The organism is Achromobacter pulmonis, from assembly GCF_002885955.2.
Classification (GTDB): domain Bacteria; phylum Pseudomonadota; class Gammaproteobacteria; order Burkholderiales; family Burkholderiaceae_B; genus Achromobacter; species Achromobacter pulmonis_A.
In genome coordinates this window covers 520,208-540,812 of record NZ_POQS01000003.1, presented here as the reverse complement: position 1 = coordinate 540,812, position 20,605 = coordinate 520,208, and the positions used below count along the sequence as shown (strand labels likewise).

General features: G+C 68.2%; 21 protein-coding genes. 15 read left to right on the top strand and 6 right to left on the bottom strand.

Translation table 11 applies throughout. The features are described from left to right. Positions 1–76 precede the first annotated feature (76 nt). The 4 genes from C1I89_RS13800 to C1I89_RS13785 form a co-directional block, all read right to left on the bottom strand. Positions 77–817 carry an amino acid ABC transporter ATP-binding protein gene (locus C1I89_RS13800; RefSeq protein ID WP_102773333.1) on the bottom strand — a complete coding sequence of 247 codons (741 nt, stop codon included), beginning with the start codon at positions 815–817 and terminating at the stop codon, positions 77–79. Between the two features lie 60 nt (positions 818–877). Further along, on the bottom strand, positions 878–1,978 hold the full coding sequence (locus C1I89_RS13795; RefSeq protein WP_102773332.1) for an amino acid ABC transporter permease: 1,101 nt from the start codon (positions 1,976–1,978) through the stop codon (positions 878–880). A gap of 1 nt (position 1,979) precedes the next feature. Next, a complete protein-coding gene (locus tag C1I89_RS13790; RefSeq protein ID WP_102773331.1) occupies positions 1,980–3,170 on the bottom strand; it encodes an amino acid ABC transporter permease in 1,191 nt (396 codons plus the stop codon). 162 nt (positions 3,171–3,332) lie between these two features. After that, positions 3,333–4,349: an amino acid ABC transporter substrate-binding protein gene (locus C1I89_RS13785; protein ID WP_102773330.1), complete on the bottom strand. Its 1,017-nt coding sequence runs from the start codon at positions 4,347–4,349 to the stop codon at positions 3,333–3,335. A 265-nt stretch (positions 4,350–4,614) separates the two neighbouring features. On the opposite strand from C1I89_RS13785, the gene C1I89_RS13780 reads away from it, so the two are divergent. The 6 genes from C1I89_RS13780 (at position 4,615) to C1I89_RS13755 (ending at position 9,750) form a co-directional block, all read left to right on the top strand. Next, positions 4,615–5,301: a cell division ATP-binding protein FtsE gene (locus C1I89_RS13780; RefSeq protein ID WP_102773329.1), complete on the top strand. Its 687-nt coding sequence runs from the start codon at positions 4,615–4,617 to the stop codon at positions 5,299–5,301. Beyond that, complete coding sequence (locus C1I89_RS13775; RefSeq protein ID WP_102773328.1) at positions 5,298–6,206, top strand: cell division protein FtsX; 909 nt, start codon at positions 5,298–5,300, stop codon at positions 6,204–6,206. Before C1I89_RS13780 ends, C1I89_RS13775 begins: the two co-directional genes overlap by 4 nt. Before the next feature lie 252 nt (positions 6,207–6,458). Then, complete coding sequence (cheD, locus tag C1I89_RS13770) at positions 6,459–7,172, top strand: chemoreceptor glutamine deamidase CheD (RefSeq protein WP_102773327.1); 714 nt, start codon at positions 6,459–6,461, stop codon at positions 7,170–7,172. A gap of 30 nt (positions 7,173–7,202) precedes the next feature. Further along, positions 7,203–7,733: an RNA 2',3'-cyclic phosphodiesterase gene (gene thpR / locus C1I89_RS13765; protein WP_102773326.1), complete on the top strand. Its 531-nt coding sequence runs from the start codon at positions 7,203–7,205 to the stop codon at positions 7,731–7,733. Positions 7,734–7,769: 36 nt separating this feature from the next. Further along, positions 7,770–8,330 carry a 5'-3'-deoxyribonucleotidase gene (locus tag C1I89_RS13760; RefSeq protein ID WP_102773325.1) on the top strand — a complete coding sequence of 187 codons (561 nt, stop codon included), beginning with the start codon at positions 7,770–7,772 and terminating at the stop codon, positions 8,328–8,330. Between the two features lie 82 nt (positions 8,331–8,412). Next, positions 8,413–9,750: an NAD(P)H-dependent oxidoreductase gene (locus C1I89_RS13755; RefSeq protein ID WP_102773324.1), complete on the top strand. Its 1,338-nt coding sequence runs from the start codon at positions 8,413–8,415 to the stop codon at positions 9,748–9,750. Between the two features lie 6 nt (positions 9,751–9,756). Here C1I89_RS13755 and C1I89_RS13750 read toward each other — a convergent pair whose 3' ends face one another. Both C1I89_RS13750 and C1I89_RS13745 read right to left on the bottom strand, forming a co-directional pair. After that, positions 9,757–10,503: a FadR/GntR family transcriptional regulator gene (locus C1I89_RS13750; RefSeq protein WP_102773323.1), complete on the bottom strand. Its 747-nt coding sequence runs from the start codon at positions 10,501–10,503 to the stop codon at positions 9,757–9,759. Between the two features lie 34 nt (positions 10,504–10,537). Further along, positions 10,538–11,275: an SDR family NAD(P)-dependent oxidoreductase gene (locus tag C1I89_RS13745; protein ID WP_102773322.1), complete on the bottom strand. Its 738-nt coding sequence runs from the start codon at positions 11,273–11,275 to the stop codon at positions 10,538–10,540. A 242-nt stretch (positions 11,276–11,517) separates the two neighbouring features. On the opposite strand from C1I89_RS13745, the gene C1I89_RS13740 reads away from it, so the two are divergent. From C1I89_RS13740 to C1I89_RS13700, 9 genes are all read left to right on the top strand, one after another. Then, the gene (locus C1I89_RS13740; protein ID WP_102773321.1) at positions 11,518–12,753 is read left to right on the top strand and encodes a branched-chain amino acid ABC transporter substrate-binding protein; all 1,236 of its coding nucleotides are present in this window, start codon (positions 11,518–11,520) and stop codon (positions 12,751–12,753) included. Positions 12,754–12,866: 113 nt separating this feature from the next. Further along, entirely contained in the window at positions 12,867–13,808 is a 942-nt protein-coding gene (locus C1I89_RS13735) for a branched-chain amino acid ABC transporter permease (RefSeq protein ID WP_102773320.1), read from the top strand. Further along, complete coding sequence (locus tag C1I89_RS13730; protein ID WP_102773319.1) at positions 13,805–15,073, top strand: branched-chain amino acid ABC transporter permease; 1,269 nt, start codon at positions 13,805–13,807, stop codon at positions 15,071–15,073. The genes C1I89_RS13735 and C1I89_RS13730 overlap by 4 nt, the downstream gene beginning before the upstream one ends. Continuing rightward, a complete protein-coding gene (locus C1I89_RS13725; RefSeq protein ID WP_102773318.1) occupies positions 15,070–15,822 on the top strand; it encodes an ABC transporter ATP-binding protein in 753 nt (250 codons plus the stop codon). The genes C1I89_RS13730 and C1I89_RS13725 overlap by 4 nt, the downstream gene beginning before the upstream one ends. Then, positions 15,819–16,538, top strand: a complete 720-nt coding sequence (locus tag C1I89_RS13720; protein ID WP_102773317.1) for an ABC transporter ATP-binding protein — start codon at positions 15,819–15,821, stop codon at positions 16,536–16,538. Before C1I89_RS13725 ends, C1I89_RS13720 begins: the two co-directional genes overlap by 4 nt. A 35-nt stretch (positions 16,539–16,573) precedes the next feature. Then, on the top strand, positions 16,574–17,362 hold the full coding sequence (locus tag C1I89_RS13715; RefSeq protein ID WP_102773535.1) for an SDR family NAD(P)-dependent oxidoreductase: 789 nt from the start codon (positions 16,574–16,576) through the stop codon (positions 17,360–17,362). Between the two features lie 36 nt (positions 17,363–17,398). Further along, entirely contained in the window at positions 17,399–19,582 is a 2,184-nt protein-coding gene (locus C1I89_RS13710; RefSeq protein ID WP_102773316.1) for an alpha-ketoacid dehydrogenase subunit alpha/beta, read from the top strand. Then, positions 19,579–20,070: a VOC family protein gene (locus C1I89_RS13705; RefSeq protein ID WP_102773315.1), complete on the top strand. Its 492-nt coding sequence runs from the start codon at positions 19,579–19,581 to the stop codon at positions 20,068–20,070. The genes C1I89_RS13710 and C1I89_RS13705 overlap by 4 nt, the downstream gene beginning before the upstream one ends. A 22-nt stretch (positions 20,071–20,092) precedes the next feature. After that, positions 20,093–20,605: E3 binding domain-containing protein (locus tag C1I89_RS13700; protein WP_146196914.1), on the top strand; the 513-nt coding region annotated here is incomplete at its 3' end.

The window sequence follows — 20,605 nt, the reverse complement described above, 5'->3', positions numbered from 1 at the left end:
GATCCAGGCCGGGGAATAGGGGTCAGGCAAAGAAAAACCCGCCTGGCGGCGGGTCGGTGGACGTCCGGAAAGACAGTCAGTGCAGAATCTGGCTCAGGAACAGCTTGGTCCGTTCGTTCTGCGGGTTGTCGAAGAACTCGTCGGGGCTGTTCTGCTCGATGATTTCGCCGCGGTCCATGAAGATGACGCGGTTGGCGACCTTGCGCGCGAAGCCCATTTCGTGGGTCACGCAGATCATGGTCATGCCGCTTTCCTGGGCCAGGCTGACCATCACGTCCAGCACTTCCTTGACCATTTCCGGGTCCAGCGCCGAGGTGGGCTCGTCGAACAGCATGATCTTGGGGTTCATGCACAGCGAGCGCGCGATCGCCACGCGCTGCTGCTGGCCGCCCGAGAGCTGGCCGGGAAACTTGGTGGCCTGTTCCGGGATGCGCACGCGCTCCAGGTACTTCATGGCCGTGGCCTCGGCCTCGGCGCGCGGCTTTTTCAGCACCCACATGGGTCCCAGCGTCAGGTTCTCCAGCACCGTCAGGTGCGGGAACAGGTTGAAGTGCTGGAACACCATGCCGACGTCCTTGCGGATGGTCTCGATGTGCTTGAGGTCGTTGGTGAGCTCCGTGCCGTCCACGATGATGTGGCCCTTCTGGTGCTCTTCCAGGCGATTGATGCAACGGATCATGGTGGACTTGCCCGAGCCGGACGGCCCGCAGACCACGATGCGTTCTCCTGGCGCCACTTCCAGGTTGATGTTGCGCAGCACGTGGAACTGGCCGTACCACTTGTTCACGTCCTGCAGGCTGATGATGGCATTGGACATGCCTGTACTCCCGTAGATATCGCTGGGCGCGCCCGCCTGCGGCGGACGCGCGGCAAGTTGCTAGCGTGCGTGGCCGGTGGCCAGGCGTTTCTCCAGCGCTTGGCTGTATTTGGACATGGAAAAGCAGAATACGAAGTAGATGAGCGAAATGAACAGGTACGCCTCTACCCCGAAACCGCGCCATGCCGCGTCCGACAGGGCCGCCTTGGCCGCCAGCGTCAGGTCGAAGATGCCGATGATCACCACCAGCGACGTATCCTTGAACAGCGCGATGAAGATACTGACCAGCGGGGGGATCACGATCTTCAGCGCCTGCGGCAGGATGATCTTGCGCATCTGCTGCCAGTAGCTCAGGCCCAGCGAGTCGGCGCCTTCGTACTGCCCTTTCGGAATCGCCTGCAGGCCGCCGCGCACGGTCTCCGCGATGTAGGCGGCGGCGAACATGATGATGGCGATCTGGGCGCGCAGCAGCTTGTCGATGGAAAAGCCTTCCGGCAGGAACAGCGGCAGCATCACCGAGGACATGAACAGCAGGCTGATCAGCGGCACGCCGCGGATCAGCTCGATGTACACGACGCACAGCGCCTTGATGGCCGGCATCTTCGAGCGCCGGCCCAGGGCCAGCAGCACGCCGATGGGAAACGCGAAGGCGATGCCGAACGTGGACAGGATCAGCGTGAGCGGCAGGCCGCCCCAGCGCGCGTTCTCCACGTAGGTCAGGCCCAGCACCCCGCCCCACATCAGAATGGCCACGGCCGTCAGGCCCACCACCCAGATGACGGCGAGCGTCCAGTTCCAGAAGCGGCGCATGCCGCTGCAGACGATCACCGCCACCAGGATGATGGTCGCGATCAGCGGACGCCACTGTTCGTCGAACGGATAGGTGCCGAACAGGATCAGCCGGTGCTTCTCGACGATGAAGGCCCAGCATGCGCCGCCCGAGGCACGGCATTCCTGGGCGGTGGCGGCGTTGAAGTCGGCCTTGATGAAGGCCCACTCGACCAGCGCCGGCACCGCCATCAGCAGGAACCACGCCAGCAGCACCGTGATGAGGATGTTCAGCGGCGACGAGAACAGCCGCGTCTTGAGCCAGGCCCAGGGGCCCACGTGCGAGCTGGGCGGCGACAGGGCGTCGCTGGGGGTATGCGTAGTGCTGCTCATATCAACGCTCCACCAGCGCGATGCGCTTGTTGTACCAGTTCATGAATATCGAGATCGACAGGCTGACCGTGAGGTACGCGGCCATGATGATCAGGATGCCCTCGATGGCCTGCCCGGTCTGGTTCAGCGTGGTGTTGACCACCGACACGATGTCCGGGTAGCCGATGGCCACCGCCAGCGAGCTGTTCTTGGTCAGGTTCAGGTACTGGCTGGTCATCGGCGGAATGATGACGCGCAGCGCCTGCGGCAGCACCACCAGGCGCAGCACCTGCTTGCGGCGCAGCCCCAGCGAACCCGCGGCTTCCCACTGGCCGTTGCTCACCGCCTGGATGCCGGAGCGCACCACTTCGGCGATGAAGGCCGAGGTGTAGATCACCAGGCCGGCCAGCAGCGCGGCGAATTCCGGCGACAGCGTCAGGCCGCCCGAGAAGTTAAAGCCCTTGAGCTCCGGCATGTCCAGCGTCAGCGACGCGCCGCTGACCAGCCAGCCGACGATGGGCAGGCCGATCAGCAGGCCGATGGCGGCGCGGCCCAGCGGAAACACGTGGCCGGTGGCCTCCTGGCGCTTTCTGCCCCAGTGGCCCAGCACGATGATGGCGATGATGGCCAGGCCCAGTCCGCCCAGCATCCAGTCCAGCGAGTTGCCTTCCAGCGCCGGCACTTTCAGGCCGCGGTTGGAGATGAACACGCCCGGCAGCGGGCTGTGCGCCTGGCGCGGACCCGGCATGTTTTCCGTGATGAGCGCGTACCAGAAGAACAGCTGCAGCAGCAGCGGAATGTTGCGCATCACCTCGACGTAGACCGAGGTGACCTTGGAGACCAGCCAGTTCTTGGACAGGCGGCCGATGCCGATCAGGGTGCCGAGTATGGTCGCCAGCACGATGCCGATGACGGCCACGCGCAGCGTGTTGAGCAGGCCGACCAGGATGGCGCGGCCATAGGTGTCGGCGGGGCTGTAGTTGATGGGGGTTTCGCCGATGGCGAAGCCGGCTTCGCGGCCCAGGAAGCCGAAACCCGTGGCGATGTTGCGCACCGACAGGTTGTGAAGCGTGTTTGAAACCAGGAACCACACGGCCCAGGCGACCGCGGCCAGCGCCACCACCTGATAGACCACGGAGCGCACGCCGGGGTCGTTCCAGTTCAGGCGCCGCGGCGGAGCCGCCAGCGAGGCGTTTTTTTCGGGAGTCGTCATATGCATCTACAGAAGTCGAACAACTGGCGGCGGGGCCAGACCCCGCCACCCACTCCTGCCACCCGCCCTAGGCGGGCCAGGGCCCGTGCGACGCTCCATCCGGTGTCAACGGGCCCCAGGCAAAACGGAGCGCCAGGCTCCGTTTTAACAGGCAGCCGCGCGTCAGCGCACCGGCCAGCCGTACATCAGGCCCCCTTGCTTGTAGGAGGCGTTCAGACCGCGGTCCAGCTTCATCGCGCTGCTCTTGCCCAGCGTGCTTTCGAAGCTTTCGCCGTAGTTGCCCACCTGCTTGATGATGTTGTAGGCCCACTTGTCATCAACGCCCAGGTTCTTGCCCATGCCCGGGGTCACGCCCAGGATGCGCTGGATGTTGGGGTTGGTGCTCTTGGTCATTTCATCGACGTTGGCCTTGGTGATGCCGTATTCCTCGGCTTCCAGCATGGCGTTGAGCGACCAGCGCACGATGTTGAACCATTGCTCGTCGCCCTGGCGCACCATGGGGCCCAGCGGCTCCTTGGAGAAGTCTTCCGGCAGGATGATGAAGTTGTCGGGCTTTTCCAGCGTGGTGCGGGTCGAGGCCAGCTGCGACTTGTCAGTGGTGAAGGCGTCGCAGCGGCCGGCCGAGAAGGCGCGGATGATTTCGTCGTACTTGTCGATCACGACCGGCTTGAATTCGATCTTCTGGCCGCGGAACCAGTCGGCCAGGTTCAGTTCGGTGGTGGTGCCGGGCTGCACGCAGATGGTGGCGCCGTTGAGTTCCTTGGCGCTCTTGACGCCCAGCTCCTTGGACACCATGACGCCCTGCGAGTCGTAGTAGTTCACGCCCACGCCGATCAGGCCCAGGGTGGTGTCGCGCGTCAGCGTGACGGTGGTGTTGCGGGTCAGCACGTCGATTTCGCCCGACTGCAGCGCGGTGAAGCGCTGCTGCGTGTTCAGGGGCGTGAACTTGACCTTGGTGGAATCGCCGAACATGGTGGTGGCGATGGCGCGGCACAGGTCGACGTCGATGCCCTTGTATTCGCCCTTGCTGTCGGCGATGGAGAACCCCGGAATGCCGGTCGAAACCCCGCACTGGACAAACCCTTTCTTCTTGACGTTGTCGAAGGTCGCGCCTGCGTTGGCTGCGGCGGAAGCAGCAAACAGGGCGGCGCCGACAGCAGCGAGTTTCAATACTTTCATCGTGTTCTCCGTGTGGGATAAGGCGAATTCGCGCGCAGCCGTTTGGGCCTACGCATGGGGCGGATGGTAGCGTCCGCGCCGCGGGCGGCGCATCCGGGAATTCCCTTGAAATATAGGGACACGGGATGAAATGAAACGCTGTACGGGCCGTAAAAAGGGACGTCTACATAGGGCGGCGGAGGAATTTTTCGCATCCGCTCCCCCGCCTGGCTTAGGCCACCTTACTGTCCCCGAGTTACTATTGCGGCTTCATCTGACAGCCGCCATGATCGAATTCCAGCACGTATTCAAATCATATGGTCGCGGCCGCAATATCCTGGCCGACATCAACTTCCGCGTGGACGCGGGAGAGTTCGTTTTCGTGTCGGGGCCATCGGGCGCCGGCAAGTCCACGCTGCTCAAGCTGATCGGCGGGCTGGAGCCCGCCAGCCGGGGCTCCATTCAGGTCAACGGCCAGCGCCTGGACAAGCTGCCCGCGCGCGCCCGGCCCTACCTGCGGCGCGCGGTGGGCGTCATCCTGCAGGACACGCACCTGCTGTTCGACCGCAGCGCGTTCGAAAACGTGATGCTGCCGCTGGCCGTCACCGGCCACGCCTGGAATTCGGCCGCCGCGCGCGCCCGCGCCGCGCTGGACAAGGTGGGCCTGTCGGGCAAGGAAGAGCTCAATCCGATCGAGCTGTCCGGCGGCGAACAGCAGCGCCTGGCGATCGCGCGGGCCATCGTCAACCGGCCGGCCATCCTGATCGCGGACGAGCCCACGGCCAACCTCGACCATGACACCGCGCAACGCATCATGAACGTTTTCCGCGATTTCAACCGGGTCGGCGTCACCACGCTGATCGCCTCGCACGACCAGGAACTCATGGCCCGCTACGCCACCCGCACGCTGCGCATCGAGCCGGGCAAGTTCGCCGACTCCCAGGGCGGCGCCCAACCGGGAGCGACGGCATGAACGCCTGGCTGCGGCAACACCGCTACGCCCTGATGGTGACCCTGCGCCGGCTGGTCAAGCAGCCGTTCTCGTCGCTGGCCAACCTGCTGGTCATGGCGCTGGCCCTGGCCCTGCCGCTGTTGGGCAGCGCCATTTTGGTGTCGGCGCAGCCGGTGGCGCGCCAGATCTCCGTCACCCCCGAGGTCACCGTTTTCATGCGGGTGGACGCGCCGGCCGGCGCGGCCGCCGACGTGGCCAGGCGCATCCAGGGCGAATACGCCCATGAGGTGCGCGCCGTGCGCGTGGTCGGGCGCGAGGACGCCCTGGCCGACCTGCGCGCCAACCCGGCCTGGCAGCAGGCGCTGGCCGTGCTGCCGGGCAACCCGCTGCCCGACGCCGTGGTGGTCACGCTGGCCGACGGCGAGGACCTGGCGGGACGGGCCGACAAGCTGGCGGCGTCCTGGAAGCAATGGAACCACGTCGACCTGGTGCAGCTCGACAGCGCCTGGGTCCAGCGGCTAGAGGCCATCCTGCGCTTCGCCCGCATCGGCCTGGGGTTCCTGGCCGCCTGCGTGGCGGTGGTGGTGCTGGCCACCGTGTTCAACACCGTGCGCATGCAGGCGCTGTCGCAGCGCGAGGAAATCGGCGTGGCGCGGCTGGTCGGCGCCACCGAATCCTTCGTGCGCCGTCCCTTCCTGTACCTGGGCGCGCTGTCGGGCGCGGTGGCGGCGCTGCTGTCCATCGGCGTGGCGGCGGTGGCCCTGGCCCCGCTGAACGACGCCCTGGTCGGGCTGGCCCGCAGCTACGGCGCGGAATTCGCCCTGCATTTGCCCGGCCCCGCGGTGCTGATCGGCGCGGTGGTCGCCGCGGCCGCCCTGGGCGCCCTGTCCGCCCGCTGGTCGGTCACCCGCAGCACCCGCTTCTGACGGCGCCCAAAGGCTCCGACTAGCCCCCCTTCCTCCCCGTGATCCGGGGAACGGCCCGCGCCGGCCTGTGTAGGATGCCAGGCATCCCCCACGGCCGGCGTCCGCGCGCCGCCGTTACATGAGATTTCTCCCATCGCACGCCCGGATGTGCAAGAATAAATCGTCATTTTTTTACATTTTTTGACATAACCGCCGTTTCCCCGCCGAACGTCTTGGTGTCCCTCTCGTTGCCCTTGCTCCCTATCCCCTCCCATGGCCGCCCGTCTTGAAGCCCGTGCGACGCGCCACTATTTCGATAGCGCGTTCCAGTGTCAGGCGGTGAAAGTACTGCCCAACGAGTACTACGTCACCGACGAAGACCTGATGATCTCGACCGTGCTGGGGTCGTGCGTGGCTGCGTGCATCCACGATCCCGTGACCGGCGTGGGCGGCATGAACCACTTCATGTTGCCGGAAGGCGACATGCAGTCGCCCGCCTCGGCCACCATGCGCTACGGCGCCTTCGCGATGGAAGTGCTGATCAACGAACTGCTCAAGGCCGGCGCCGCGCGCGACCGGCTCGAGGCCAAGGTGTTCGGCGGCGGGGCGGTGCTGTCGGCCATGCAGCAGATGAACATCGGCGAACGCAACGGCCAGTTCGTGCTTTCCTACCTGCAGACCGAAGGCATCCCGGTCAAGGCGCAGGACCTGGGCGACGTGCATGCGCGCCGCATCAATTACTTCCCGCGCGACGGCCGCGTGATGGTGCGCAAGATGGCGCCGCACCACCAGCGCGCCGAGGAAATCATCGCCCGGCGCGAACAGGCCGCCGCCCAGAGCGTGCAGGCCAAGACCGCAAGCCCGCCCCGGGTGGAGCGGTTCACGCGGCCTGGCGTGGAACGCTTCGACCGCCCCGCCCGCCCGGGCGTGGAGCGCTTCGACACCGGCCTGACGCGGCGGCGCGGCAGCGGCACCACGGGCGGTTGAAGCCGGCGGTCGCGCCCCTACAATCACGGCATGTCGACCGTCCGTCTCTTCTACGCGCTATGGCCGTCGCCCCCGCTGGCGGGATCGCTCGCCGCCTGGGCCGAGCATGCCCGGCCGCACTGCGGCGGACGCCTCATGCGCACGGAAACCCTGCACCTGACCCTGGCCTTCCTGGGGCCGGTGGACGCCGCGCTGGCCGACGAGCTGATCGCGGCCACGCCCGAACGGCGGCTGGCGCCGGCCGCGATCGAACTCGACCGCTACGGTGTATTCGCCCGCCAGCGCATCCTGTGGGCCGGCCCCGGCGACACGCCGCCCGCGCTGCAGGCCGCGCACGACGGGCTGTGGCAGTGGCTGGCCGGCTTCGGCCTGGGCGCGCCGCAGCACCCGTTCCGCCCCCACGTCACCCTGCTGCGCAATATCGAGCATCCGCAGCCGCCGGCCGAAGCGCCCGCGCCGCTGCGCTGGCGCTATGACCGCATGGTGCTGGTCGCCTCCGAATCGCTGACCGGCGGCAGCCGCTACCGCATCGTGGCGCAATCCCGTCCGCAGGCCGATTGAGGCACAATCGGCACGTTGCAATCACCGCGGATCGCCATGATCATCCTGCTGGACCAAGACGGCGTGCTCGCCGATTTCGAACACGCCTTCATCGACGCCTGGCGCGAACGCCATCCCCAGATTCCGCCGGTGGCGCTCGAGGACCGCAAATCGTTCTACATCCGCCAGGACTACGCGCCCGAGCTGCGCGGCATGGCCGAAGCCATCTACACCGCGCCGGGCTTCATCCGCAACCTGCCGCCGGTGCCCGGCGCGCTGGAGGCGGTCAAGGAACTGCTTGCCCTGGGCATGGACGTGCGCATCTGCACCTCGCCGCTGTCGCAGTTCGAAAACTGCGTGGCGGAAAAGTACCTGTGGGTGGAAAAGCACCTGGGACGCGAGGCCACCAACCGCCTCATCCTGACCAAGGACAAGACGCTGGTGCACGGCAGCCTGCTGATCGACGACAAGCCCGCCATCGAGGGCGCGGTCAAGCCGCGCTGGAAGCACATTCTGTTCGACGCGCCCTACAACCGGGAGGTCGCCGACCGGCCCCGGATCACCTGGCGGAACTGGCGCAACGTGCTGGCCGGAGAGCTGTACACGGCAGACGAATGACTCCCGTATCGGCAGGCGCGGTTTAAGGCTATTCTGTGTTGCCGTTTCCGCCTGTTGACATCAATCTGGAGGAGTTCGCGTCATGAATCTGCACCGCCTGCTCAAGCAGCGAGAAGCCGATAACAAGCCTTTGCGTGTCGCATTGATCGGCGCCGGGAAGTTTGGCGCCATGTTCCTCAGCCAGGCCCCGCGCACGCCGGGCATCCGGCTGGTGGCGGTGGCGGACCTGGCGCCCGACCGGGCCCGGGCGGCGCTTACCCGGGTGGGCTGGCCGGCCAGCTCGCTCAACGCCGCCAGCACCGCCGACGCGCTCAAGACCGGCAAGGTCTATTTCAGCGACGACGTCCAGGCCATCATCGCCAGCCCCGACATCGACATCGTGATCGACGCCACCGGGCAGGCGGCCGCGGGCATCAGCCACGTGCTGGCCTGCTGCGAACACGGCAAGCACATCATCATGGTCAACGTCGAGGCCGACGCGCTGGCCGGCCCGCTGCTGGCGCGCCGCGCGCGCGAGGCCGGCATCGTCTATTCGCTGGCCTACGGCGACCAGCCGGCCCTGATCTGCGAGATGGTGGACTGGGCGCGCGCCAGCGGCTTCGAAGTCATGGCCGCGGGCAAGGGCACCAAGTACCTGCCCGAATTCCATACCTCCACCCCCGACACCGTGTGGCCGTACTACGGCTTCACCGCCGAGATGGTCGCCGCCGGCGACTTCAACGCGCAGATGTTCAACAGCTTCCTGGACGGCACCAAGAGCGCCATCGAAATGGCCGCGGTGTCCAACGCCACCGGCTTGCTGCCCTCGCCTTCCGGCCTGCACTTCCCGCCTTGCGGCGTGGACGACCTGGCGCGCGTGCTGCGCCCGCGCGAGAACGGCGGCATGCTGCACCACCGCGGCCAGGTGGAGGTGATTTCCTCGCTGGAGCGCGACGGCCGGCCGGTGTTCCGCGACCTGCGCTGGGGCGTCTACGTCACCATCGCGGCCGACAGCGACTACGTGCGCCGCTGCTTCCAGGAATACGGCCTGGTCACCGACCCCAGCGGCAATTTCACGGCCATGTACAAGCCCTATCACCTGATCGGGCTGGAGCTGGGCATCAGCGTGGCCAGCGTGGGCCTGCGGCGCGAGCCCACCGGCGCGCCGGCCGGCTGGCACGGCGACGTCGTGGCCACCGCCAAGCGCGACCTGCCGGCCGGCCAGGTCCTGGACGGCGAAGGCGGCTACACCGTGTACGGCCGGCTGATGCCGGCGCGCGATTCGGTGGCCGACGGCTATCTGCCGCTGGGCCTGGCGCACAAGGTCAGGCTCAAGAACCCCGTGCGCCAGTCGCAGCCGGTGCGCTGGAGCGACGTGGAATACGACGAGCGCTCGCCGGCCGTGCAGTTCCGCCGCGAGATGGAGCAGACCTTCGCCTGAACGCGGCTACACGGGCGCCGGACGTTCGGCCTGGAACAGCCGCAGGCGGTCGGCGGCGTTGCGCAGGTGCTGTTCGGCGGCCCGTCCGGCGGCGTCCGGATCGCCGCCGTCGATGGCGGCGAAGATGGCCTGGTGCTCGCTCTGCACCGCGGCCATGCGTTCGGCGTACATGCGCGCCGTGTTGTGGCGCGCGCTGCGGATCACGCGCCGCACGTTGGCTTCCAGGTAGTCGTTCAGCGCCACCAGGTGCGGATTGTGCGTGGCCTGCACGATGGCATGGTGGAACTGGTAGTCCTCTTCGTCGCCCAGCTTGTCGTTGATCAGGGCGTACTCCATGCCCACCAGCGCCTGGCGCATCTTCTTCAGGTCCGCGTCGGTGCGGCGCTGGGCCGCGTAGCGGGCCGCCGTAACCTCGATGGACAGCATCAGCTCCAGGATGTGCTCCAGGTCCTGGTTGTCGCCGGGCGTGGGCGCGGCGATGCGGAACGCGTTCTTCTGGAAATTCGGATCGACGAAGACCCCGCTGCCCTGCTGCGAGGTGACCAGGCCTTCGGACTTCAGGCGCGCCAGCGCCTCGCGCACCACGGCGCGGCTGACCGAATAGGTTTCGGTCAGCTGCTTTTCCGTGGGCAGGCGGTCGCCGGGCGCAAGCACGCCCTGGCGTATCTGTTCGGCCAGCGTGTCGCTCAGCGCCGCGGAAAGCGAACTCTTGGGCGCGGCGCGCGGCGGGTCCTGTTCTTGGGTGGGCTGCATTGGAATGGTGGGTGACTGTCGGGATGCTTCGACTTTACGCGATATGGATGCCGCCGTTGACCTGCATGACCTCGCCGGTGACGAAGCCGGCCAGCGGCGAGCACAGGAACGCGATCGAACCGGCGATCTCCTCGGCCGTGCCGAAACGGCGCAGCGGCGTGCTTTCCAGCAATTGTGCGCCTTTCTGTCCGATCAGATCGTGCGTCATGGAGGTGGCGATGATGCCGGGCGCCACCGCATTGACGCGGATCTGCGGCGCCAGCTCCAGCGCCAGGCTGCGGGTGAAGCTCTGCACCGCGCCCTTGGACGCGGCGTAGGCGGCGTGCGCGTAGCTGCCGCGCTGGGCCGCCAGCGAGGTGAGCAGCACGATAGACCCTTCGTGGCGCAGGTGGCGCTGGGCCGCGCGGCACACGTAGAACGTGCCGTCCAGGTTCACGCGCATCAGGGTGCGCCAGGCCTCGTCGCTGGTGTCCTTGACCAGGCCTTCCGGATAGATGCCGGCGCAATGCACTAGGTGGTCCAGGCCGCCGAAATGCTTGGCGGCGGCCTCGAACGCGCGCTCGCATTCGGCCGCGGCGGACACGTCCAGCGCCCGCGTGTAGACGCGCTGGCCGCTGGGGTCCAGCTCCGCGGCGACTTCCTCCAGCCGCGCCCCGTCGATGTCGGTCAGCACCAGCCGCGCGCCGTGCGCGGCCATCAGCCGGGCCGTGGCCAGGCCGATCCCGTTGCCCGCCCCGGTGATGACGGCAACCTTTCCTTCGAACGAAATCATGGTGTCTCCTGAAACGCTTTTCGAGAGGCGAGCAGGCCTGCCGGCGGCGGCCGCCGCTTCGATTTGACTGCCGGCGCGGCCGCTTGACACGGAAAAATTGCTTGCCCTATGATTTATCTGACAACTTATTAAAGTTGCCTGACAACTATCGTGAAAGCGTAAATCAAGCGCCGCTTTCAGGCAAGCGCGTCAGCAGAACAGGGCCTCGCCGCCCACGCTCCCATTCCACGGAGGAGACACACATGAAGTTGGTTTTCACTTCCGGCCTGCTTTGCCTGGCCGGCATCGCCGCATCGGCGCAGGCCGCCCCCGTCAAGATCGGCCTGATCGAAACGCTTTCCGGCCCGCAGGCCTCGACCGGCCTGATGTTCCGCGCCGCGGTCAAGTACGAGCTGGACCGCATCAACGCCGCCGGCGGCTGGAACGGCCAGCCGCTGGAACTGGTCGAGTTCGACAACCAGGGCGGCCCGGTGGGCGCCTCCGACCGCTTCCGCGCGGCCGCCGCCGCGGGCGTGCAGATCCTGGTGCAGGGTTCCTCGTCGGCCATCTCCGGCCAGCTGACCGAGGACGTGCGCAAGCACAACCTGCGCAATCCGGGCAAGGAAGTCGTGTTCCTGAACGTGGGCGGCGAAGCCCTGGAACTGACCGGGCAGAAATGCCACTTCTATCACTTCCGCTTCACCACCAACGCCGACCTGCGCGTCAAGGCGCTGACCTCGGTCATGTCGGCCGACGGCACGCTGGGCAAGCGCGTCTACGCCATCAACCAGAACTACTCCTGGGGCCAGGACATGGAAGGCGCCACCGAGCGCTTCGCCAAGCAGTACGGCTATGAGGTGGTGGGCAAGACCCTGCACGAAGTCAACAAGATCCAGGACTTCGCGCCCTACGTGGCGCGCATCCGCTCGGCCGATCCCGACACCGTGATCACCGGCAACTGGTCCAACGACCTGCTGCTGTTGATGAAGGCCACGCAGGCCGCCGGCCTGAAGGTCCGCTTCGCCACCGTGTTCCTGGACCAGGTCGGCAACCTCGCCAACGCCGGCGACGTGGCGCTGGGCCATTACATCGCCCATCCGTACAACATCGAGGCCGCGGGCGAGGAAGGCGCGAAGTTCGCCGAGGACTACAAGGCCAAGACCGGCCATTACCCCAGCTACACCGAGCCGCAGACCGTCATCGGCATCAAGTTCCTGGGCGAAGCGCTCAAGCAGGTCCAGCCGCAGGACGGCAAGCTGTCGGTGCCGGCGCTGGCCAAGGCATTGGAGAAGGTCACCTACACCTCGCCGCTGGGCGCCTACACCATGCGCGCCGAAGACCACCAGGTGCAGCTGCCCATGGTGGTGTCCAAGGTGAGCAAGAACGCCAAGTACAAGGCCGACGGCACCGACATGGGCTTCGAGCCGGTCAAGGTGCTGGCCGCGGCAGACGTGTCCGCGCCGGTGCAGTCCACCTGCAAGATGCAGCGGCCGGACTGAGGCAGGCGTTTACGTAAGACGGACGCGGCGCGCGAGTTCCCGGTCCCAAGCCCGGGCTCCCGGCGCGCGTCCGTCCCGCGCAACTCGACCCGGTTCGAAAACCTGGAGCGGACATGGAATACTTTACCGTCTCGCTGTTGAACGGCGTGATCTACGGCCTGCTGCTGTTCATGGTGTCGGCAGGCCTGACACTGATTTTCGGGATGATGGGCGTGCTGAACTTCGCGCACGCCTCGTTCTACATGATAGGCGCGTACGCCGCCTATACCCTGACGCCGGTCACCGGCTTCTGGGCGGCCCTGGTGCTGGCCACCGTCATCGCCGGCGTGCTGGGCATGGGCGTGGAGCGCTATTTCCTGCGCCGCGTCCACAAGTTCGGCCATGCGCAGGAGCTGCTGGTGACCTTCGGCCTGGCCTTCATCGTGGCCGAGCTCATCAAGCTGTTCTACGGCGATTTTCCCGTCGACTACCGCGTGCCGCCGTTCCTGAACTTCGCCGCGTTCCGCGTGTTCGACGCCGACTATCCGTTCTACCGCCTGCTGATGGGCGGCGTGTCGCTGGCGATGTTCGCCGTCATCTACCTGCTGCTGTCGCGCACCCGCGTGGGCATCGTGGTGCGCTCGGCGATCTACCGTCCGCGCATGGCCGAAGCGCTGGGCCACAACGTGCCGCTGGTGTTCATGAGCGTGTTCGGCGTGGGCGCGGCCATGGCCGGCCTGGCCGGCGCGGTCGCTGGCGCGTTCTACACCACCAACCCGAACATGGCGCTGGAACTCGGCGTGCTGGTGTTCGTGGTGGTCGTGGTGGGCGGGCTGGGCTCGCTCGAAGGCGCGATGATCGCGTCGCTGCTGATCGGCCTGATCAGCTCGTTTTCGGTCGGCGTCGACGCCAGCCTGGCGACCCTGTTCGGCCTGTTCGGCGCCGGCGAATGGGCCGAGCGCGTGGGCGGCCTGATGACCGTGAAGATTTCCAGCCTGGCGGCCACCCTGCCCTTCCTGCTGATGCTGGTGGTGCTGCTGGTCAAGCCCTCGGGCCTCAAGGGAGAACAGCCATGAGCCAAACCCGCCGCGCTTCCGGGCTGCTGCTGTTGATCCTCTGCGTGGCCGCGCTGTGCGCGCTGCCCTGGCTGCTGCCCGCCGGCCAGCTGGTGGCGGCGGTGCAGATGCTGATCGCCGCGCTGTTCGCCTGCGCCTTCAATCTGCTGGCCGGCCAGGGCGGCATGCTGTCCTTCGGCCACGCCGCCTACTTCGGCGTGGGCACCTTCGCCACCATCCATGCCATGAACGCGCTGGGCGGCGCGGGGCTGTTGCCCACGCCCCTGATGCCGCTGGCCGGCGGCGTGGCCGGCCTGCTGTTCGGCCTGGTCGCGGGCTGGTTCGCCACCATGCGGGCCGGCGTGTATTTCTCGATGATCACGCTGGCGCTGGCCGAGCTGCTGCACGCGCTGGCGCCGCACCTGAAAGGCGTGTTCGGCGGCGAGGCGGGCCTGTCCGCCATGCGCATGCCGGCCTGGGGCTTCACCTTCGGCTCGGACGTCGAGGTGTACTTCCTGGTGCTGGCCTGGGTGCTGGCGTCGCTGGCGGCGCTGTACGGCCTGACCCGCACGCCGCTGGGCCGGCTGACGCTGGGCCTGCGCGAAAACGCCCACCGCCTGCGCTACCTGGGCTACCGCCCGCACACGCTCAAGACCCTGGTGTTCGCGCTGTCGGCCATGTTCGCCGGCATCGCCGGCGGCCTGCAGGCCCTGAACATCGAGGCCGGCAACTACGTGCTGTTCGAGGTCAAGCTGTCCACCGACGCGGTGCTGTTCGCCTACATCGGCGGCGTCAACGCCTTCCTGGGCCCGGTGCTGGGCGCCGCCATCCTGACCTTCCTGTCGCAGACGCTGGCCGACATCACGCGTTCCTGGCTGCTGTACCAGGGCATTCTGTTCGTGCTGGTGATGCTGTTCGTGCCCGACGGCCTGGTGGGACTGGTGCAGCGCGCGGCCCGCTCGCTGCGCGAACGCGGCCCGGCCAGCTGGCTGCCGCGGGCCGCGGTGTCGGCCGCCGCCGGCCTGCTGCTGACCGGCGCCACCGTATTCACGGTGGAGCTGCTGCAGCGCATGTTCGCGCGCGACTACCGCGCCCTGCTGGAGATGAACCCCGAGGCCGGCTGGCCGCCCATCGCGCTGTTCGGCCATGAATGGGCGCCGCTGGCGCCGCTCACCTGGCTGATCCCGCTGGCGATGTTTGCCGCGGGCCTGGCCGCCTGCCGCTGGGCGCTGGCCCTGTGGCGCGACGACGCCGATGCCCCGCCCGTGCTGGAGGCCGCCCAATGAGCCACGACATCCTGACCCTGACCGACGTGCGCAAGTCTTTCGGCGAAGCGCAGATCATCCGCGGCGTGAACCTGAAAGTGCGGACCGGCGAGCGCCACGCCGTCATCGGCCCCAACGGCGCGGGCAAGTCCACGCTGTTTCACCTGATGTCGGGCTCGTTCGCGCCGACCTCGGGCGACATCAGCCTGCGCGCGCGCCCCATCGGCGGCCTGCCTCCCGAGCGCATCAACCGCCTGGGGCTGGCGCGGTCGTTCCAGATCACCAACGTGTTCCCGCGCCTGTCGGTGCGCGAAAACCTGCGGCTCGCGGTGCTGCGCATGCACGGCCTGGTCTACAACTTCTGGCGTCCGATCGCGCGCAACCGCAAGGTCAACGAAGACGTGGACCGCCTGCTGGAGAAGGTGCGGCTGGCGGCCAAGCAGGACACCGCCGCCGGCGACCTCAATTATTCGGAGCAGCGCTCGCTGGAGATCGGCATGACGCTGGCCTCGCGTCCCGAGGTCATCCTGCTGGACGAACCGATGGCGGGCATGTCGCAGCATGAAGTCGACTACACGGTCGAGCTGATCAAGGAAGTCACCCGCGACTGCACCCTGCTGATCGTGGAACACGACATGCAGGTGGTGTTCTCGCTGGCCGACCGCATCAGCGTGCTGGTGTACGGCGAGATCCTGGCCACCGGCACCCCGGCCGAGATCCGCGGCGACGCCCGCGTGCGCGAAGCCTATCTCGGAGAGGAGACGGTATGACGACGCAATCCCCCTTGCTGAGCCTGCAGGGCGTGCATGCGCATTACGGCAAGAGCCACATCCTGCACGGCATCGACCTGGGCATCGGCCGCGGCGAAGTGGTGAGTCTGCTGGGCCGCAACGGCGCCGGGCGCTCCACCACCATGAAAAGCATCATGGGGCTGGTGGACGTGACCGGCGGGCGCATCGCCATCGAAGGCCGCGACATCACCAACAAGCGGCCCTTCGAGATCGCCCGCGCCGGCCTGGGCTTCGTGCCGGAAGAACGCGAGGTGTTCGCCAACCTGACGGTGGACGAGAACCTGCGCATGGGCGAACAGCCCAGGCGCGCCGACGCGCCCTTCTGGACGGCGGACCAGATGTTCGATTACTTCCCGCGCCTGAAGGAGCGCCGCGCCACCCGCGCCGGCAACCTGTCGGGCGGCGAGCAGCAGATGCTGACCATGTGCCGCTCGCTGCTGGGCAACCCCAAGGTCATGCTGATCGACGAGCCCACCGAAGGGCTGGCGCCGAAGATCGTGGAGGTGATCGCCGACGTGATCCGCGACATCCACAAGCGCGGCGTGTCCGTGCTGCTGGTGGAGCAGAAGCTGACCATCGCCCTCAAGGTCTCCACCCGCGTCAGCGTGATGGGCCACGGCCGCATCGTTTTCGAAGGACCGCCCGCGCAGCTGCATGAGCGCCAGGACGTGGTCCAGGAATGGCTGGCGGTGTGAGCGCCGGCGCCCCCTCTTTCTATCAGGCATCTATCGTGGACTATCCCAACGACACCCTCCATCCCGAACTGCGCGGCCAGGCCGTGGTGATCACCGGCGGCGCCCGGGGCATCGGCCTGGCCACGGCGCAGGCCTTCGCCCGCCAGGGCGCGCGCCTCGCGCTGCTGGACATGGACGCCGCCGCGCTGGACGAGGCCGTCGCCGGCCTTTCGGCGCAGGGCGTCCAGGCGCTGGCCTGCCAGGCCTCGGTCACCGACGCCGACGCCGTCGAACGCGCTTTCGCGCAGGTCGAAGCGGCCTACGGCCGCATCGACGTGCTGGTCAACAACGCCGGCGTGTCGGCCAACAAGCCCACGCTGGAAGTCAGCGTGGACGAATGGCGCCGCGCCGTGGACATCAACCTGACCGGCGTGTTCCTGTGCGCCCAGGCCGCCGGGCGGCGCATGGTGCCCGCCGGCTCGGGTTCCATCGTCAACCTGGCCTCCATGTACGGCGTGGTGGCCGCGCCCGACCGCGCGGCCTATTGCGCCACCAAGGGCGCGGTGGTGCTGCTGACCGAGACCCTGGCCGTGGAATGGGGACCGTCCGGCGTGCGCGTGAACGCGCTGGCGCCGGGCTACGTGGAGACGGACCTGGTGCGCGACCTGGCCGCGCGCGGCCGCCTGGACCCCGAGCGCCTCAGGCAGCGCACGCCGCTGCGGCGCCTGGCGCAGCCGGCCGAGATGGCCGACCTGGCGGTGTTCCTGGCCTCGCGCCAGGCCGCCTACATCACCGGACACACCCTGGTGGCCGACGGCGGCTGGAGCCGCTACTGCTACCTCTAACCGCAAGACGCCTACCCCTATTCTGGAGATTCATTCATGGCCACCTACCAACCGCTTGCCTCGCAAGCGCCCTGGCGGCAACTGACGGTCGAAGCCAAGGACTGGCAACAGGCGGACCCCGCCCTGCTGGGCACCATGCTGACCCAGCTGCACTGGATCCGCGCCTTCGAAGAGGCCGTGCTGGAACTGGCCGCCGAAGGCCTGGTGCACGGTCCCGCGCACTCGTCCGTGGGCCAGGAAGGCGGCGCGGTCGGTTCGGTGCTGGCGCTGGGCGCCGGCGACCAGATCAACGGCTCGCACCGCGGCCACCACCAGTTCCTGGCCAAGGCACTGCAGCACGTCGCGCCGCAAGGCCTGGACCCGCGCGATCCGCTCACGCCCGCCATCGACGAAGTGCTGCAGAAGACGCTGGCCGAGATCATGGGCCTGGCCCAGGGCTATTGCCGCGGACGCGGCGGCAGCATGCACCTGCGCTGGCTGGAAGCCGGCGCGCTGGGCACCAACGCCATCGTCGGCGGCGGCGTGCCCCTGGCCGCCGGCGCGGGCTGGGCCCACAAGCACGCGGGCACCGACCGGGTGGCGGTGACGTATTTCGGCGATGGCGCGGTCAACATCGGCTCTGTGCTGGAAACCATGAACCTGACCGCGGCCTGGAAGACGCCGCTGTGCTTCTTCATCGAGAACAACCGCTACGCCGTCTCCACCACGGTGGAGGAATCCACCGCCGAGCCGCGGCTGTCGGCGCGCGGCCAGGCCTTCAACATTCCGTCGTGGCAGGTCGACGGCATGGACCCGCTGGCGGTGTACCTGGCCATGTCCGAAGCCGTGGCCCACATGCGCGCCGGCAACGGCCCCACCATCGTCGAAGTGGACGTGTACCGCTACTTCCACCAGAACGGCCCCTTCCCCGGCAGCGCCTTCGGCTATCGCAGCAAGGACGAGGAAGCGCAATGGCGCGGCCGCGATCCGCTGGACCGCGTCGCCGCCGAGATGATCGGCCGCGGCCTGATTTCGCAGGCCGAGGTCGACGCGCTGCGCCAGCGCTGCAAGGACACCATGAAAGCGGTGGCCGGCCGCCTGACCGAAGCCGCCGAGGGCGGCAAGCGCCGCGTGCGCGCCGACCTCTGGCCCAGCCCGGATTTCCGCGACGTGGGCCTGCGCGGCGATGGCTCCGAGCTGGCCGGCCTGCGCTACCAGGAAGCCGCCGACCACGCCGGCCGGCGCGTCGAGCGCAAATTCGTCGACGCCGTGGCCGACGTGCTGGATCGCCGCATGGAGACCGACGGCGGCGTGGTGGTGCTGGGCGAGGACGTGCACCGCCTGAAGGGCGGCACCAACGGCGCCACGCGCGGCCTGAAGGACAAGTACCCCGACCGCGTGCTGGGCACGCCCATTTCTGAAAACGCCTTCGCCGGCCTGGGCGGCGGCCTGGCCATGGACGGCCGCTACCGGCCCGTCGTGGAATTCATGTACCCGGACTTCATGTGGGTCGCGGCCGACCAGATCTTCAACCAGATCGGCAAGGCCCGCCATATGTTCGGCGGCGACATCGACGTGCCCTTCGTGCTGCGCACCAAGGTCGCGATGGGCACGGGCTACGGCTCGCAGCACTCGATGGACCCGGCCGGCATCTTCGCCACCGCGCCGGGCTGGCGCATCGTCGCGCCGTCCACGCCCTTCGACTACATCGGCCTGATGAACACCGCGCTGGCCTCCAAGGATCCGGTGCTGGTGATCGAGCACGTGGATCTCTACGCCTCGTCGGGCGAAGTGCCGGCCGACGACCTGGACTACGCGATTCCGTTCGGCAAGGCGTGCGTGCGCCGCGCCGGCGGCAAGGTCACCATCCTGAGCTATCTGTCCATGGTCGGCCGCGCGCTCAAGGCCGCCGAAGCCGCCGGCGTGGACGCCGAAGTCATCGACCTGCGCACCCTGGACCGCGCCAGCCTGGACTGGGACACCATCGGCGCCAGCATCCGGAAAACCAACAACGTGCTGATCGTGGAGCAGGGCGCCCGCGGCACCTCCTACGGCGCCATGCTGGCCGACGAGATCCAGCGCCGCTACTTCGACTGGCTGGACCAGCCGGTCAAGCGCGTGACCGGCGGCGAGGCCTCGCCCAGCATCTCCAAGGTGCTCGAACGCGCGGCGTTCGCCGACACCGAGGAAGTCGTGGCCGGCCTGCAGGACGTGCTGGCCGACCTGGGAGAAAAAGCATGAGCGCCGCCCTGCGCATGACCGTGCCGATGGAAGTCGGCATCTGCTGCGCCGACCTGGACGCGCTGCAGGCCTTCTACACCGACATCATGGGGCTGACGCTCGTCAACCGCGTGAGCGTGCCGGCCGACAAGGCCCAGGCCACCGGCCTGACGCGGCACGGCTACGGGGTGGCGCGCCTGCAGACTTCCTACGGCGAACGCATCAAGCTGCTGCAGCCGGCCGCCGCGCCGCAAGCCGCCGCGCGCGGCGGCGCCATCCTGGACCGCCAGGGCGCGACCTACCTGACCTTCATCGTGCGCGACCTGCCCGGCGTGGTGCGCGACCTGCAGGCCAGGGGCGTGGCCTTCGACAGCGCGCCGGCGCCGATGGAAGTGCGCCCCGGCACCTGGCTGGCGTTCTTCCGCGATCCCGAAGGCAATGTGCTGGAGCTGGTGGAGTACGACGATCCGGCCGCCTACCGGCCCGATCTGGCCGGCGCCGAACGATAGAACGAACAACGGGACGAACAACGTGGCACACCTCATCAAACTCCCCTCCGTCGCGGCCGACACCTCGGGCGGCACGCTGCACCAGTGGCTCAAGCAGGAAGGCGACACGGTCGCCGTGGGCGATGCGCTGGCGGAAATCGAAACCGAGAAGGCCATCGTCGAGATCAACGCCGAGCATGCCGGCGTGCTCGGCCGCATCGTGGTGCAGGCCGGCGCGGCCTCGGTGCCGGTCAATACCGTGATCGGCGTGCTGCTAGCGCAGGGCGAGGACGCATCGGGCATAGACCGCGTCCTGGCCGAAGCCGGTGCGGCGGCGACCCCCAGCGCCGCGCCCGCCCCCACCGCGGCGCCGGCGCCCGCGCCTGCCGCCGAAACGCCGGCCCCGGCCGCGCGCCTGTTCGCCAGCCCGCTGGCGCGCCGCCTGGCCGCGCAATGGCGGATCGATCTGCAAAGCGTGGCCGGCACCGGCCCGCGCGGGCGCATCGTGCGCCGCGACGTGGAGGCGGCGCGCGAGCGCGCCCCCGCCGCCGCGCCC